Genomic DNA, 15,317 nt, shown 5'->3' with positions numbered 1-15,317 from the left:
CCAACCGTTAAAAAGTTTTTTTATTCGGCATCTATTGAATAATAATCACTCTATGCTTGTTTTATAAAAGTAAAGGGGCGCGTGCTATGACGTGCCCCGGATAATTTACTCGAACCACTTGTCGTGGAACTTCTGCAGCCTGCCGTCGGCCTTCATCTTGGCGAGGGCCTGGTTTATGGCGGCGGTCAGGCCTGGGTTGTCCTTGTTCACGACGATGCCGAAGTATTCGGTGGCCGTCAGGGGCTCGCCGATGAACTTGTAGTCGCCCGGATAGTTCTTGATGTACGGCTCGGAGACGGGCTGGTCGCCGACGACGGCGTCGACCTCGCCCTTCTTCAGGGCCATGAAGGCCTCGTTCATGGTCGCGTATGCCTTGACATCCTCAGCGCTGACGTTCGGGTACGCCTTGACTGCGTCCTGGCCGACCGTGCCCATCTGGACGCCTACCTTCTTTCCGACGATGTCGGAGGCGTTCTTAATGGCGGTCTCGCCTGCCCTGACGCTGATGGCCTGTCCCGGGGACTCGTAGTACCAGTCGGTGAAGTCGATGGTCTCCTGCCTCTTCGGGGTTATGGTGAACGCCGATATGGCGCAGTCGAACTTCTTGGCCTGGACGCCGGTGATGATGGTGTCGAACGCCTGGTCCGAGTACGTCACGTTAAGCCCGAGCTCCTTGCCGATCTCGTTCATGACGTCGATGTCGAAGCCCTCGAAGGCGGTCGTGGTCGTGTTAATGTTCTCGAACGGCGGGTAGTGCGCTTCCGTCGCTACATACAGGGTGCCGGGGGTCAGCAGGGTCATGTTCTGCGCGGGCGTCGCGGTCGGGGTCGCGTTCGCCGCGGGCGTCGGCGTTACGGCAGGGGACGTTGTACATCCGCTGATAGCGACGACGACCATGCTGATCATAAGCAATAACAACAATGCTTTAGTCATATTCTTGGTCATTAGTCTAAGCCTCCTATACACCTACCGTTGTTATGCCATAGCATGGCAGAGCATAACTGAGCATTGGGGTGCTAAATAGGTGTATTTAGTCGTATGGTTAGTTTCATATTAAATCTTTTGGAATCTGCGGCAGAGGCTGATTTTTTCGGCAAGGGAGCGATAGGTTTAAGCCCTCATACTGTGCGTATATTGTCCGATCGTCGGGCAGGCTTTAAGTTTGGCTTCGTGCCAACTTTAGTTGGCACCATATGCCCGGCGAGCTTTAAAAAGAAGATGATGCAATGGCTGGAAAGATCGATAAGACCGTAACGGTCGGCAAGTTCAAGGGCGGAGAAGCGGCCGTAAGGGCCGTCCTGACCTCCCAGGGATTCGAAGCGAAGACGATGTCGATGACCTCGAACGACAAGAATAACGAGACATGGAATATCGTCCTGGCTAACGGCCGTAAGGTCATGCTGAGCGCCCCCAAGAAGGGCAATCAGGTCGTTATCAAGGAAGTTTAATCCTTTTTCTTATTATCCTTTTTAAGTAAGCTTTATACGTCTTGGTACATATTCTGGCTTTACCATGGCCCTTAGCGTCGACGTGCTCACGTCGAAGATCGAGCGGAACATCCAGCTCAACTACGTTTATACGATGCTCATGAACACGATGCTCGAGAAGGGCATCTGGATGCTGTTCCTGAGCTACCGGGGCCTGGACCTTGTGCAGATCGGCCTTGTGGAGTCGGTCTACCAGCTTGCCTACCTGCTGTTCGGGCTGCCGGCCGGGGCCATCGGCGACCTGATCGGGAGAAAGGCGAGCCTCTACCTGAGCATCGTCACGAAAATACTGAGCTACGTGCTCATCCTCATATCGGGCGACTTCCTGGGCTATTCGGCCAGCTTCGTGTTCGGCGCCATCTCCTGGGTCCTCTATAACTCGGCCTCGGAGTCCATCACCTACGAAAGTTGCCGCATCGTTGGCAAGGGAGAAAGCTATAAGCAGATCTACGGGAACATCCTGGCGCTTGCCTTCATCGCGGCGGCTCTGGGCGTCTTCGTCGGGGGCTTCCTGGCGGAGAACAGCTACGAGAACGTCTACTATGCCGGGATATTGATCATGCTGGCGGCCCTCGTGCCGGCCTACCTCTTCACCGAGACGAGGGGCGTCGTCGTGAACGGCCGGAAAAGGAGCGTTCTCCGGCTATTCGGCGAGTCCCTGAGGGTCATCTCCGGCAGCCCTCTGGTGCTCTACGTCCTGGTGCTTTTCGCCGTCATATCCACGGTGGACATGACCGTCTACATGTACTGCCAGAAGTATTTCCAGACGATGGGCATACCCGTCTTCGCCATCGGCGTCATCCTCGCGGTGGACTCGCTGTTCGCCGCCCTCGGGGGCAAATACTCCTACGCGCTGGCCAGGCTCCCGGCAAAGACCTTCATCGTCATCATACCGGGCATCATCTTCGGCGCTTACCTGCTGCTCGCATATCTCAATAGCCCGCTGGGCGTGCCCATGCTGTGGCTGGGCACTATCTTCGTGGTCGCCTTCTGGCCCATCGTGAGCGATTTGGTGAACGCACGGGTGCCGTCGGAGAACAGGGCCACGATAACCGCGTTCAAGAGCCAGCTCTCCAGCGCCGGCGTCCTGGTGCTCTTCCCCGCCGTGGGATTCTTCGCCGAGCGGGCGTCGCTTTCGACGGCGTTCCTCTGGCTGCTGGCCTTCATGGTGCCGCTGGTGGCCTACCTTGTGATAAAAATAAGGAAGAGCGCCGTTTAAACGACTGGATATCCGGCCGAGACCCATTCCCTGATGCCGTGCTCCATAGTGCGCACATCCCTGTAGCCGTACACGCGCAGGAACATCGTGGCATAGGCGGAGCGTATGCCGCTGGCACAATAGGCCACCATCTTTACGTCACGGTCCTGCGGAAGCTCCGCCACCCGCTTCGGCAGCTCTTTGACCGATACGTTCACGGCTCCCTCGATATGGCCAGCCTGGTACTCGGCCGGCTCCCTCACGTCCAGTAAAAAGATCTTCTGGCCGGCATCCAGGGCCTTCTTCAGTTCGCCTACCCTGACCACGTTCCAGTCTGGCGGAGACGTCATCATATAGTTTTCCATTGCGGAGCAGATGTCTTCCTTAAGAGCCATGTTAAGAAATAGGTCATATAAATAAAAAAAGTATGCTTGCGTCAGGCCCCGCCGATGGGCAGCACCTGCCTGCCCATGGTCTCGTTGAGCACCTCGGCGGCGGCAAGATATATCGCCGAGAAGCCGCACACGATGCCCTCGAGCCCGGCAAGCGTCTTTATCCAGCCGATCCCGGTGAAGTCGCCGGCGGCGAGCAGGAAGAAGAGGATGGCAAGGCTGGCGAACACGAACTGGAGGGCTTTATTCTTTTTCAGCGTCCCCACGAACATGTAGGCCGTGAACAGCCCCCACATGGCCAGGTAGGCGGCCATGGAAATGCCGTCCGGGGCCGGGAACCAACCCAGCCTGGGGAATATCAGCAGTGCGACCAGGGATATCCAGAACAGCCCGTAGGATGTAAAGGCGGTCGTGCCGAAGGTGTTGCCCTTCCTGAACTCCATGATGCCCGCGATAATCTGGGCGACTCCCCCGTAGAACATGCCCATGGCCAGGATCATGCTCCAGGCCGTCGATGAGATCAGGCCTGCGTTGAGCAGGTTCAGCAGCACGGTGGTCATGCCGAAGCCCATGAGCCCCAGCGGGGCCGGGTTCGCCAGCGCCGGCGCAATAGCGCCGGAAAGCTTCGTTTCCTTAGTGTCAAGTGTTTGAACGTTAACCATTAGATGGCACCTATACATAATAAATAATCATTATAATTAAATGTTTGCATTGTTAATTATTATTTGTTATACTTATGTACAGTATTTTAGGGGCCGCCATTAAAACCACAAAATACAGCGTATGCTGGGCAATGTTACTAAAAGGCCGTTTTTATGAGGGGATGCAGAACGCCAGGCGCCACTGGTAAAATTTGCCTGCCGCATCTGCGAGCTTCTTAAGTAACGCGCTGAGCATCGTCCGTTACCTCTCTTAATAATCTATTATGATTATTCATTATAGATATAGGTTTCCAGGCAATTCGCCAAAAATAAGGCCCGTTTAGCCCGAAGTTCGGGCGGCCCAGTCTAAAAACCCGCCCTCGACGCCGCCATACAAAAAAATATATCAGCTTAGAGCCAGTAGTAACGGAATTAGCGATGAATGGGCATCGCCACAGGGAGCAGAGGCTCCCCGAAGAGGACAGAACATGGCAGATCTAAGGGAAAAAGTCGTGGAGGACCGGGGCATCATATCGAAGATACAGGCATTCGTCCCCGGGTTCAGCGGGTACAGGGCGAAAGAGGACCTGCGTGCGGCGGACAGCATGCTCCGCATGCAGATGGCGGGAAACATGGCGTCCATACGGAAGGACGCAGAGGGCTGCAGGTCCGTGATGGCCGAGAACGGCTCGCTCGAGCACATGGAGCGGCTGGGCGCGCTCATCGGCCGGCTTAAAACATTAGAGCAGGCAGTCGCCCACGCGGCGCAGGGCTATTCCGGCATATCCGCCAAAACGAAGGTCGGCGAGGCCGAATTAAACAAGCTTTACGAGTACGATTATGCGCTACTGTCGTCGCTGGCCGAGATGGCCGCGGACGCGCAAAAATTAAAGGCAGCGGCCGCATCCGACAACAAGGCCGCCATCATGGAGTCGATCGGCGCCATGTCGGGTAAAGCCGGGGCGTTCGAGGCCACGTTCAAGAGAAGAATGACGGCAGTGACGGGCACGGAGGTGTCATAATGGGGATCATCACCGGCGATAAGGGAAGCATCATCGGCGCGGCCACAATACTGTGGGAGGACGGCGAGAAGCGCAATAACGTCATGTGGAAGGTGCCGAGGAACATCAAGTTCAACGACAACATCGTCGTGCGCGAGGACGAGATCGCCGTCTTCTTCAGGGACGGCAAAGCGCTCGACTACATCGACAGGCCGGACCGCTACGCGCTTACCTCGATCAACGCGCCCATCGTGGGCAAGATCGTGCAGCGCCTGAGCGGCGTCCAGCAGCAGGCAGAAGTATACTACTTACAGAAAAAAGTATTCGACGGCAAGTTCGGCAGCAAGCAGCCCTACGTGTTCGAGGACAAGACCTTCCAGCTAGTGAAGCTCAGCCTGTTCGGCGAGTTCCGGTATAAGGTCTCCGAGCCCTCGAACTTCATCAACTACTTCGTGGGCACGCTGAGCCTCACGAGGGCGCCCGAGGTGGAGGAGCGCATCAAGGAGCAGGTCGTCACCTCGATGTACAACGTCCTGGGCAAGCTCAAGGAAAAGGGCATGGGCGTCGTGAACCTGGCCGCGAACCTCAAGAACATCGAGCAAATATTCTTAGAGGACTCGAAGACGGACTTCGCCCCCTACGGCATCGTCATCGACAAGATCTCGGGGCTTTACATTAACCTGCCCGAAGAGGTGCAGAAGGCCGTGGACACGAGAGCGTCCATGTCCGTGCTGGGCACGAACTACATGGGATACCAGACCGGCCAGGCGATGCGCGAGGCGGCGGTCAATCCCTCCGGCGGGGCCGCCGGGGCAGGAGTAGGAGTCGGCGCCGGCATCGGCATGGGCTACATGATGATGAACCAGATGGGCCAGACGGGAGGGCAGCAGCCCCCCGTCGTAGCGACGCCTCCGTCCCCGCCTCCGGCAGGGGCCCCGTGCGTGAAGTGCGGCGCCAGCGTCCCCCAGGGCGCGAAGTTCTGCCCGGCGTGCGGCGCACCCCAGGGAACGGCCTGCGTGAAGTGCGGTGCGTCATTGCCCGCGGGTGCAAAGTTCTGCCCCTCTTGCGGCGCATCGCAGCAGGCGACGTGTGCGAAGTGTAACGCTAAACTGGAGCCAGGGACTAAATTCTGTCCGAGCTGCGGCAACCCGACAGGATAAGCGATGGCCGAGATCAAGTGCACGAAGTGCGGCGCGCCCATCGGCTTCGAGCCGGGCGACCGGTTCGTCAAGTGCGGCTACTGCGACACGCAGCTCTACATCGACCGGAGCGGGGCAGGGTTCTTCTATATCATGCCCTACTTCCTCGACCGGTCGGGCGCCGAGGGCACGTTCAAGCGCTGGGCGGCCGCACCGGAGAGGGCAAAGGACCTGGACCGGCTGGCGCAGGTGACGAACATCCGGCAGCAGTACTTCCCCGTCTATCTTTTTAAGCGCACGGTGAACGGCCAGGAGAAGGTCATGCTCGAGCCCGCCCGGTCCACGACACTTCCCGGCCTCCATAGCCTGAAGGTGCCCGCCGGCGACATCAAGGTCTTCGACCAGAACTACAAGGTCGACGTTGAGCTACTGAAGCCGGACATGGATATGACGGCATACCTGCCCCGCCTGCCGGGCGAGCCGAAAGAGCAGGCGCTGGTCTATTTCCCCATATGGGCCGTGAGCTATAAGTTCAGCGGGCGGGACTACGACGCGGTCATCGACGGCTCCTCCGGCGAGGTATTCGCCGCCGACTATCCGGGCCGCTCGTCGGCACCGTATTTCGCGCTGGCCGCCGCCGCATTTATCGTATTCTTTATCGAGGGGTTCCTGACGCTCCTGGCGGGCTGCGGCCTGCTGGCAGCCGTCGTCACCCTGCCCGTCGTGTTCGTGGCCGCCTACACCATCGTGAGGAGGTTCTGACATGGGAATATCGCTATCGCTGAACTGCCCCCACTGCGGCGGAGCGCTGTCGCTGGACGAGGGGGCTGCGACCACCTCGTGCCCGTACTGCAGCGCGCTCCTGGCCATCGAGGGCGACGACGGCGTGGAGAAGATCACCTATAAGAATAACCTGGACGAGGCCAGGGCTGTCGCCGCCGCGAGGAGCTGGATGGGCGGAGGCCTGAAGGCCCGGGACCTCAAGGGCAAGGCTGAGATCTCCGAATGTTATCCCATTTACGCGCCATTCTGGAAGCTCCATGCCAGGGCTGCCGGGTGGGTGTGCGGGTACCGGCAGGTGCAGAGGAATAAGCGTACTGAGCGGGTGCCCATGGAAAAGATGGTGGCGTCCGACTTCGACTGGAACGAGATCGCCTGTGACGTGGGCGATATCGGCGTGGAGCACCTGAGCGGCCTCAACGGCACGGCCGGGCTCCACGACGAGGGCAGCATCCCCACGTTCGAGGTGACCACGTCGCCCACTGATGCTCGCGCAAAGGGCCTGGCATCCATCGAGCAGACGGCCATATCCTCGGCGGGAGTGCCCCACAGGACGTTCGTCAAAATGCACATCTTCCCCCGGGGCCTGGCGCTGGTATTCTACCCCATCTGGGTCGTGCGGTACAAGTATAATGGCCGCATGTACTTCTGCACCATCGACGGCATCACGGGCAAGGTGCTCGCGGGCAGGGCGCCGGGCGACACGCTCATGCGGACCATCGCCATGTCGCTGGGCATGCTCGCCGGCGGCTACGGCAGCGCGCTGGGCATCATAGCCATGGGCTACCTGGGGAACGAGGAAGGCGTCGCCGCGGGCGTCATCGCCATCATCATATGCCTGCTGATCGCTTTTGTAAGCTACCGGTTCTTCCGGTACGGCTCTGAAGTGACCACCGGCACGCTGAAGGGGGGCTTCAACACCAACCTGGGCCTCGGGAAGGGCGACGGCGTCGAAAAGGAACTGATCAATGCCATGAGCACCGGCGGCCCCATGAACTTCGGGAGGGGAGGTAACATATGACGAAGATCATGCCCATCGTATGCCCGGGCTGCAAGAACCCGATGTACGGCAAGGACCACGATACGGTGTTCCTGTGTCAGGGCTGCGGCACCCTGCACGCCAGGGACGGCAAGGTCACCATCATCGAGTACGAGGCTGGAGCCTTCGCAAAGCCGCCAGAGGGCGAGAAGGTCTACCTGCCCTTCTGGAAGCTCGGCACCGACTTCCGCATCAACAGCCAGAGGGTGGAAGGCGGGACGATCTCCCGGTTCGCCGGCTTCCTGAGCGGCAATTCGAACGCCGGCCACATGGACATGTTCCTGCCCGCGTTCGAGACGGAGACATCCCGCTATAAGGAGCTGGCGGAGAAGCTCACGCTGACGCCGCCGAAGTACTCGCCGGACAGGCTCGACCCCACCGTAAAAAGAGAGCCCTGCACCGTTGAGGCGGAAATGGCCGACGGCATGGCCGACTTCCTCTTCGTCACCATCGAGGCCGAGAAACCCGGCACGCTGCAGCAGCTCGACTACGGTCTACAGGTCACTTCCAGGAAGCTCGTCTACCTGCCCTACTACAAAAAAGGGAACGATCTGGTGCCCGGCTACTGACCGGGCCCCGCTATTTTTTATTTTCTTCCATACAGGCCCACTATCTCGGCCTCCGCGAGGATGTGCCCCTTCATCGCGCCCTGTACTGCGCTCCTGGGGACGCCCGATGGGACGTCGAGGTCGCGGTCGAGCGCGTACAGGTGAAACCTGTAGCGGTGGGGTTTTCCCGGGGGCGGGCACGGGCCGCCGTATCCCATCTGCCTGAAATCGTTCAGCCCCTGGTAGCAGCCTTTCTTCATCATCTTCTCGGCGAATACTCCCTCGGGTAGCTCGTTCCTATGGGCTGGTATGTTGAATACGACCCAATGTGTAAAAGTCCTGCCTGGCGCGTCGGGGTCGTCCATGATGAGGGCGAACGTTTCCGTGCCCTCCGGCGCGCCGTCCCACGAGAGATGGGGCGACAGGTCGTCGCCGTCGCAGGTGTACTTCTCCGGGATCTCGCGGCCGGGCTCGAATGACTTGCTGCTGATCGTCAAACCTTTACTCACGGTGATACTCATGACGTCACCATAGTAAAAAATGACTTTTCAGGTTTTTACGTTTTGCTCTTATTTATCCTTCAAGCCCATTTCTTATAGTACAGGTACGACAGGAGATATGCGGCCATGCTCAGCCCCCATACGACCTGAGTCGCCCCGATGACGGTGAACGGCGCGCCGATGCTCACGGCCGCCCCGATAAGGGCGATCAGCGCTATGGCAACGATGAACCCGTTCCTGGACGCGGCAAGCGAGCACCTCGCAGAACGCTCGTCCTGCACCTCTGTGCTTTTTCTCTTCGTCAGGTACGCATATATTGCCAGCCCGACGATCAATCCAATCAGCCCTACAGTCATCCACAGCACATACTGCGGGAATATGCCCGTGACCAGCAGGAGCGCGAACGTCGCCAGTATGACGACCGCTATCCTCGATTCTTCAGTCTTTATCATCTTATTCCTCCATGAACAGGTGCTCGATATTCGTCTCGAAGCACCGGGCCAGCTTAAAGGCGAGCGGCAGAGACGGGTCGTACTTCCCGGTCTCGATGGCGTTGATGGTCTGCCTCGACACGCCCACTTTCACGGCCAGGTCCTCCTGGGTCATGTTGAATCGAGCCCTGAGCTCCTTCAAGCGGTTTCGCATATGTAAAGTATACTTTACTTATTGTATATAAAGCTTTACTTTTTGACCAGTAAGCTTTACCTGAGTTCGGGCAATAACAAATTTTATTTAGGCTCAAGGCCATTGGTCGACTATGCAGGAGAAGCACATGACATACGCCGGCGCGGGCGTGGACATTAACAGACTCGAGGCGATCAAGTCGGGCATCATTAAAAAGGGGCTGACTTTCAAGCGTAAGGGCTTCGGCGCCCCCGTCGGCGATATTGGGGCGTACGCCGGGCTCATCGACCTCGGGGAGTTCGCGCTGGCCATGACCACGGACGGCGTGGGCACCAAGCTCATGATCGCCGACGCAATGAAAAAGTGGGACACCGTGGGCATCGACTGCATCGCCATGAACGTGAACGATCTTTATGTTATGGGCGTGGAGCCCCTGGCCTTCGTCGACTACGTCTCCATCGAGAAGCCGGACGACGAGCTCATCAGACAGGTCATGGTCGGCCTGGACGAGGGCGCCAGGCAGGCGAACATCTCCATCGTCGGCGGCGAGACCGCCGCGCTGCCCGACATCATCAAGGGCTTCGACCTCGCGGGCACTGCCGTAGGATATGTGGGCAAGGACAAAGTCGTCACCGGCGAGGGTATTGCGCCGGGCGACGTGGTCATAGGCCTGCCCTCCAGCGGCATCCACTCGAACGGCTATAGCCTCGTACGTAAGGTCGTCGAGAAATCCGGCCTCAAGTACACCGACCCGCTGCCCTACGATAAAAAGAAGACCATCGGCGCCGAGCTCCTCACGCCGACGCGCATATACGCCGAGGTCGTGCCCATCTTCAGGAAGTACCCGGTCAAGGGCATGGCCCACATCACCGGCGGCGGATTAATGAACTTGAGGCGCATCACAGGGTACGGGTTCGAATTCAACGATCCCCTGCCCGTGCCTCCCGTGTTCACCTGGCTCCAGAAGCTCGGCGGCATCGACGATGAGGAGATGTATAAGACCTTCAACATGGGCATGGGCTACGTGATCATTACCGACAAGGAGAGCGCCGGGGCCATCGTGAAGATGACCGACGGCAAGATCGTGGGCCGCATCGTGAAGGAAGGCTGCACGGTCCGCGGGACCAAGATGTGGTAGGGCGATACGCACTTGCGGCACGCTCTGGCGACGTCGTGGCTGCCCCGTAAGCTCGTGCACATATCGGGCGCTGCCTTCGCCTTTTTAGCTCTTTTTAGCCGGCAGCTGTCGCTTCTCATCGTGATGGCCGGTATTATCACGTTTTTTACCCTGGAGGCGCTGCGGCGCCGCGCAGACCTGCCGTTCGTATCGGCCCTGTATCGTGACTCGGAGAGAAAGAGCATCGCACTGGAGCCGCTTCTCTATTTGTTGTGCATAGCCATGCTGCTGGCCATGTCGATGGTATTCGACCGGGGGGCATGCCTGACGGCCATCATCGTGCTCACGGTAGGGGACGGCCTAGCCGGCATAGCCGGCAGGGCATTCGGCAGGCACAGACTACCGCAAGGTAAAAAGACCTGGGAGGGCTCTATATCGGGGTTCATCGCGGCGTCTGCGGTCGGGTTCCTGTTCGCGGGCCCCCTGGCCATCGCGGGGGCGGCGGCGGGCATGGCCGCCGAGGCGTACTCCAGGCGCCTGGAAAATTTATCGGTGGCAGCGGCCTCATTCCTCACGATGGCGATACTTTCACTCCTCTTGTGAACAAAATATCTATACTCTTAATCGCCTAATTAATGCAATATGAATTCTAAGGCCGTCCTGCCCGCCATCGCCGGGTCCGCCGTCATACTGGTAAGCCTGTTCGTGTTGTTCATCACGCTCATGGCGGTCATCGCAGGCCGCTCGTGGTCGCTGGCGACCGGGCTCGTAGGGCTCATCATGCTGGCCGCAGGGGCTTTTTTCATCTACATGGCCTACACGGCCACCCGGCAGGAGAAGATGGGCGACGCCCGCTACCATAATATGGAGCGGCAGGTGCTCACGCTGGCGAAAAAGAACAACGGCACCGTCACTGTCGCCGACCTCATCAACGTCGGCATCGAGTCGTCGGAGGCCGAGAAAGTCCTGGACAGGATGGCGAAGAAGGGCATCTGTGACATCAACCTGGACGCCACAGAGGCGAGCGGCATCACCACGTACTCGTTCCCCACGCTCATCCCCTTTGAGCAGGACGAGAAGGCGGCGAAGGTGTGATCATGCACAGGAGAATCATAAGTTTACTGCTCATCGTTCTCATTTCATTATCCCTGATGCCGTACGCTCATGCGCAGGAGACGTACCGGTGGCAGGTCAGCGACCAGCACGTCGTGCTCGACATCGACCCCTCGGGCTCCGTGTACATGACGTACGAGGTCAATGCGACCATCGTTAAGGGGGTCTGGAACGAGGTCTGGATACCCGTGACCGTATCGAGCATGCAGGTGGAGGAGGTGGTCGACGGCAGCGGCAACAGGCACGCCTTTACCGTCAGCGGCGGCCAGATCAAGACGCAGGGGTGGAACCTCAACCCCGGCGATAACGTTTACCTGCGCATCAACTCGAACCTGCCCGGGTTCGTTTATAAGGCCGATACGGCCGGCTATGACATAGTGGAGTTCATCCCGCCCTGGTGGGACATGGACATCACGGACACGCAGGTCAAGTTCTACCTGCCCGGCAACGTGCCCAAAGACCAGGTGTATACCGGGAGCAAGCTGTACGATAATATCGGCGTGGAGGACAACCGCACATGGGTCTACTTCGAGAGCAAGGACCTCTCGCCCAACCAGCAGTTCAAGGTGGCCGTGAGCTTCCCCGACAGCTACATGGCCTCCGGCGCAGTCATCGACAAGCAGGGCGGCTATACCCCTGGAACGGGCATCGGCCTGGGGCTCGTGGAGTCGCTGTTCTCCTGCTCCTGCCCGATGATCTTCGTGGCGTTCATATTCATCATGATCATCGGCAGCATCGGGGGCTCGCTGCTGCGGAAGCCCTACGACTCGCCGGTGGTCAGCATGGACGGCATCGGCGTGAACAAGAACCTCGACCCGGTCGAGGCCGCCACGCTGCTCCGCATAGACCCGAAGCGCGTGCTCACCATGATCATGTTCGGGCTCATGAAAAAGGGCAACATCAAGCTCCTCGGCACCGACCCCATCCGGCTGGAGCCCGTGTCACGAAAGGGCCTCAACTATTATGAGAAGCTCTACATGGACGCCATCGTGGACGATAAGCTCGACGAGGATAAGCTGCTGGAATGCTTCAAGGTGCTGGCACGGCGCGTGGTCGACAAGACCCGGCCCTACTGCCGTAAAGACACCGAAGACTACTACCGCTCGAAGATCGAGGAGGCGTGGGCCGAGATCAAGGCCGTGGACACGCCCGAGCTGAAGCTGGAGAAGTACGACACGAACATGTTCTGGCTCATGGCTGACGAGCAGTTCACGAAAAAGACGAAGGAGTACGTGTCGGACGCGCCGGGCAGCAACACCGTGTTCGTGCCGAACTATTACTGGTGGTATCCCTATTACTTCGGGCTGCCACACCACTGGGGCACGCATGGTACGCCCACGACCGGCGCTCCTCAGACCGGCGCTCCTCAGACCGGCACCCCCCAGGCTGGTGCCCCGCAGGCCCCGACGAACAGGACCACGACCACTGTCGAGAGCTTCGCCAATTCCATCTCCAACTCGGTCGAAGCGACCGCGGCCGGAGTCGTGGGAGGCGTGGAGAAGTTCCTGGGAGTGAGGAACGAGGCTAACGCCCCGCCGGCTGCCACGTCGTACGCGCCTGCGTCAGCACGCGGGCACTCGGGCGGGGGAGGCTCATGCGCCTGCGTCTCGTGCGCATGCGCGTGCGTATCCTGCGCCTGTGCCTGCGCGTGCGCCGGCGGAGGAGGTGGCTGCACATGATCAAGGCAAGGATCGATAATACCCGGCTCCACCTGCGGGTGGAGAACGACGGCACCGGCATGCTGATCATCAACGCGTCCCAGATCCTGTACCTGGACCGCATCGGCGTGGAATACGTGAAGCGCTACATCCGGTACTCGAAAAAGAAGCCGCTGGTCGGCAGCGTCAGGGACGCCGTCGTGCTGCAGATGATGCTCAAGTATAAGGTGGGCAAGAAGCGCGCGGAACAGGACTACGACCGCCTCCAGTCCATCATCTGGGGCGTCACGGAGGGCAACGCCTGCCCCTTCACGTGCTTCGACGTAAAATTAAAGGAGCCCCAGTACGGCCTCATGAAGTCCCCCATCCGCATCGACCTGGCACTTACCTATCGCTGTAACAACAACTGCTCTCACTGCTACGCCGGAGGGCCCAGGCAGACGAAGGAGCTCACCACCGACGAGTGGAAGAAGGTCATAAAGAAGGCCGTGGAATTCGACGTGCCCAACGTCGTGTTCACCGGCGGCGAGTCCCTGCTCAGGGACGACCTGGAGGAGCTGATCGCCTACGCGGAGAGCCTGGACATCGTGACCGGGTTGATCACGAACGGCCGCCTGCTCACGAAAGAGCGGGTCGCATCGCTCAACAAGGCCGGCCTGGACTACGTCCAGATCACCATCGAGTCCCCCGACCCGGCCGTCCACAACAAGATGTGCGGCGCCTCGTCGTTCGAGGACACGGTCGTGGGGATAAAGAACTGCGTCCGGGAGCTCTACACGACCACGAACACCACCATCACCCGGGACAACGTCGGGACCATCAATGGCCTTGTGCCGTTCCTGCATTCGCTGGGCGTGCGCAAGTTCGGCATCAACGCCGTCATACGGGCGGGCAAGGGGACCGAGGCCGAAGGCCTGACGCCCGAAGAATTAAAAGGCCTGCTGCCCGACATCATCAACCAGTCCAACGCCCTTGGCATGGAGTTCATCTGGTACACGCCCACGAAATACCATAAGCTCAACCCTATAGAGATGGGCCTGGGCATCAAGTCCTGCTCGGCGGCCCGCCTCACGCTGGCCGTGGAGCCCGACGGGAGCGTGCTGCCCTGCCAGTCATACTTTAAGCCCCTGGGAAACGCCCTCACGGACGAGTTCCCGAAGATGTGGGACGCCGACCTGGCCAAGCAGCTTCGTGCCCATAGCTTTGCGCCCGAGCGGTGCCGTTCCTGCATCCAGTTCCCCATGTGCGGCGGCGGCTGCCCTCTGGACCTCCAGTGTGGATTTTAAGCCACTCAAAAAAGAATAAGAGCGCTCGAAGACTGTTTCAGCCACGAAGCGACACGAAGAGGGCCTGAAGCGACACTAAAATTTATTATAAATATTTTCTTAAATCTTTGAGTTACTTTGAGCAGGCTTCGAGCAACTTTGAGGCTAAAGTAGTCTTCGTGTCACATAATATTTTTAGTGTATCTTATACCGTTCCGAACCACCCGACAGGCCACTGGGGAAAAGCTCTCTGCAAGTTAGAGAAAAGGCCCGGGAACATCCTGAGAAGGTCTTGAAGGATATAGTACCAGAGAGTCATCGATGGCGACGTCGGCACGATAGTCGGCTGAGCCGTGGGCAGGGGCTGCTGCACGGGCTGCTGCCGGGGCGCCATATCCATGCCTGACACGGGCATTTCAGGGATCATGGGAACGGGGGCCGGCTCGTACATGCCGTAAGGCATGCCCAGGGGCATGGCCGGCCCGGGCGTGGGCGACGGCGAGGCTATGGCGGCCGCACCTCTGCCTCCGGAAATGCCCGATGGAGTGACCTGCGCGGTCTTATTGGCGGGCTTGGTGGCCGTCAGGTACCCCGAGACGAACAGCCCGACGACCGCGGCGATAACGACGAGAACGGCTATCGCAAGCGCGAACTTGATGATATCGTGCGCCACATTTACACCCGCTCATAATTTTATGGCGGGCAGGAATAAACGTGATGGCCCATTATAGCGGCCGATATTGTGCGTACGCTCCCCTCAATAAAGAAAGCGGCCGGCGCCCTTTCTTATAAATGGCAGGCATGTCCAGCGATAA

At 59.2% G+C, this 15,317-nt stretch carries 19 protein-coding genes; 12 read left to right on the top strand and 7 right to left on the bottom strand.

The genetic code is table 11. The features are described 5' to 3' along the window. Positions 1-105: 105 nt before the first annotated feature. On the bottom strand, positions 106-945 hold the full coding sequence (locus MCP_RS13925; protein WP_012901488.1) for a basic amino acid ABC transporter substrate-binding protein: 840 nt from the start codon (positions 943-945) through the stop codon (positions 106-108). A gap of 281 nt (positions 946-1,226) precedes the next feature. Between MCP_RS13925 and MCP_RS13920 the strand changes: the two genes are divergently transcribed. Together MCP_RS13920 and MCP_RS13915 are read left to right on the top strand one after the other, a co-directional pair. Beyond that, a complete protein-coding gene (locus tag MCP_RS13920) occupies positions 1,227-1,448 on the top strand; it encodes a hypothetical protein (protein WP_012901487.1) in 222 nt (73 codons plus the stop codon). Positions 1,449-1,512: 64 nt separating this feature from the next. Continuing rightward, positions 1,513-2,706 carry an MFS transporter gene (locus MCP_RS13915; RefSeq protein WP_012901486.1) on the top strand — a complete coding sequence of 398 codons (1,194 nt, stop codon included), beginning with the start codon at positions 1,513-1,515 and terminating at the stop codon, positions 2,704-2,706. Here MCP_RS13915 and MCP_RS13910 read toward each other — a convergent pair. Together MCP_RS13910 and MCP_RS13905 are read right to left on the bottom strand one after the other, a co-directional pair. Further along, positions 2,703-3,080 carry a rhodanese-like domain-containing protein gene (locus tag MCP_RS13910; protein WP_012901485.1) on the bottom strand — a complete coding sequence of 126 codons (378 nt, stop codon included), beginning with the start codon at positions 3,078-3,080 and terminating at the stop codon, positions 2,703-2,705. The genes MCP_RS13915 and MCP_RS13910 overlap by 4 nt on opposite strands. Positions 3,081-3,121: 41 nt before the next feature. Next, complete coding sequence (locus MCP_RS13905; RefSeq protein WP_012901484.1) at positions 3,122-3,739, bottom strand: acetate uptake transporter; 618 nt, start codon at positions 3,737-3,739, stop codon at positions 3,122-3,124. Between the two features lie 467 nt (positions 3,740-4,206). Here MCP_RS13905 and MCP_RS13900 point away from each other — a divergent pair, with 467 nt between their 5' ends. The 5 genes from MCP_RS13900 to MCP_RS13880 are packed head-to-tail and all read left to right on the top strand — an operon-like array spanning position 4,207 to position 8,246. Beyond that, the gene (locus MCP_RS13900; protein WP_012901483.1) at positions 4,207-4,740 is read left to right on the top strand and encodes a hypothetical protein; all 534 of its coding nucleotides are present in this window, start codon (positions 4,207-4,209) and stop codon (positions 4,738-4,740) included. After that, positions 4,740-5,879, top strand: a complete 1,140-nt coding sequence (locus MCP_RS13895; RefSeq protein WP_012901482.1) for an SPFH domain-containing protein — start codon at positions 4,740-4,742, stop codon at positions 5,877-5,879. Before MCP_RS13900 ends, MCP_RS13895 begins: the two co-directional genes overlap by 1 nt. Positions 5,880-5,882: 3 nt before the next feature. Next, a complete protein-coding gene (locus MCP_RS13890; RefSeq protein ID WP_012901481.1) occupies positions 5,883-6,620 on the top strand; it encodes a hypothetical protein in 738 nt (245 codons plus the stop codon). Position 6,621: 1 nt separating this feature from the next. Further along, a complete protein-coding gene (locus MCP_RS13885) occupies positions 6,622-7,659 on the top strand; it encodes a hypothetical protein (RefSeq protein ID WP_012901480.1) in 1,038 nt (345 codons plus the stop codon). Beyond that, on the top strand, positions 7,656-8,246 hold the full coding sequence (locus MCP_RS13880) for a hypothetical protein (protein WP_012901479.1): 591 nt from the start codon (positions 7,656-7,658) through the stop codon (positions 8,244-8,246). The genes MCP_RS13885 and MCP_RS13880 overlap by 4 nt, the downstream gene beginning before the upstream one ends. Before the next feature lie 17 nt (positions 8,247-8,263). Here the strand turns inward: MCP_RS13880 and MCP_RS13875 are convergent, their stop codons facing one another. The 3 genes from MCP_RS13875 to MCP_RS13865 are packed head-to-tail and all read right to left on the bottom strand — an operon-like array spanning position 8,264 to position 9,370. Beyond that, a complete protein-coding gene (locus MCP_RS13875) occupies positions 8,264-8,746 on the bottom strand; it encodes a YbhB/YbcL family Raf kinase inhibitor-like protein (protein ID WP_012901478.1) in 483 nt (160 codons plus the stop codon). Between the two features lie 59 nt (positions 8,747-8,805). Next, complete coding sequence (locus tag MCP_RS13870) at positions 8,806-9,177, bottom strand: DUF2178 domain-containing protein (protein ID WP_012901477.1); 372 nt, start codon at positions 9,175-9,177, stop codon at positions 8,806-8,808. 1 nt (position 9,178) lies between these two features. After that, positions 9,179-9,370: a helix-turn-helix transcriptional regulator gene (locus MCP_RS13865; protein ID WP_012901476.1), complete on the bottom strand. Its 192-nt coding sequence runs from the start codon at positions 9,368-9,370 to the stop codon at positions 9,179-9,181. Between the two features lie 112 nt (positions 9,371-9,482). On the opposite strand from MCP_RS13865, the gene purM reads away from it, so the two are divergent. From purM to MCP_RS13840, 5 genes are read left to right on the top strand one after another with little or no spacing between them, the layout of a single operon-like run. Continuing rightward, the gene (gene purM / locus MCP_RS13860; protein WP_012901475.1) at positions 9,483-10,487 is read left to right on the top strand and encodes a phosphoribosylformylglycinamidine cyclo-ligase; all 1,005 of its coding nucleotides are present in this window, start codon (positions 9,483-9,485) and stop codon (positions 10,485-10,487) included. A gap of 12 nt (positions 10,488-10,499) precedes the next feature. Further along, positions 10,500-11,069 (top strand): diacylglycerol/polyprenol kinase family protein, encoded by a 570-nt coding sequence (locus tag MCP_RS13855; protein WP_012901474.1) that lies wholly within the window; start codon positions 10,500-10,502, stop codon positions 11,067-11,069. A gap of 39 nt (positions 11,070-11,108) precedes the next feature. Further along, complete coding sequence (locus MCP_RS13850; protein ID WP_012901473.1) at positions 11,109-11,561, top strand: hypothetical protein; 453 nt, start codon at positions 11,109-11,111, stop codon at positions 11,559-11,561. 2 nt (positions 11,562-11,563) lie between these two features. Further along, positions 11,564-13,258: a DUF2207 domain-containing protein gene (locus MCP_RS13845; protein ID WP_012901472.1), complete on the top strand. Its 1,695-nt coding sequence runs from the start codon at positions 11,564-11,566 to the stop codon at positions 13,256-13,258. After that, entirely contained in the window at positions 13,174-14,523 is a 1,350-nt protein-coding gene (locus tag MCP_RS13840; RefSeq protein ID WP_231845093.1) for a radical SAM/SPASM domain-containing protein, read from the top strand. Before MCP_RS13845 ends, MCP_RS13840 begins: the two co-directional genes overlap by 85 nt. A gap of 184 nt (positions 14,524-14,707) precedes the next feature. Here the strand turns inward: MCP_RS13840 and MCP_RS13835 are convergent, their stop codons facing one another. Continuing rightward, entirely contained in the window at positions 14,708-15,175 is a 468-nt protein-coding gene (locus tag MCP_RS13835; protein ID WP_012901470.1) for a hypothetical protein, read from the bottom strand. Between the last annotated feature and the right edge of the window lie 142 nt (positions 15,176-15,317).

Source organism: Methanocella paludicola SANAE (assembly GCF_000011005.1).
Classification (GTDB): domain Archaea; phylum Halobacteriota; class Methanocellia; order Methanocellales; family Methanocellaceae; genus Methanocella; species Methanocella paludicola.
Note: the sequence above shows the minus strand (reverse complement) of the source record. Positions and strands in the feature narration are given on the sequence as shown.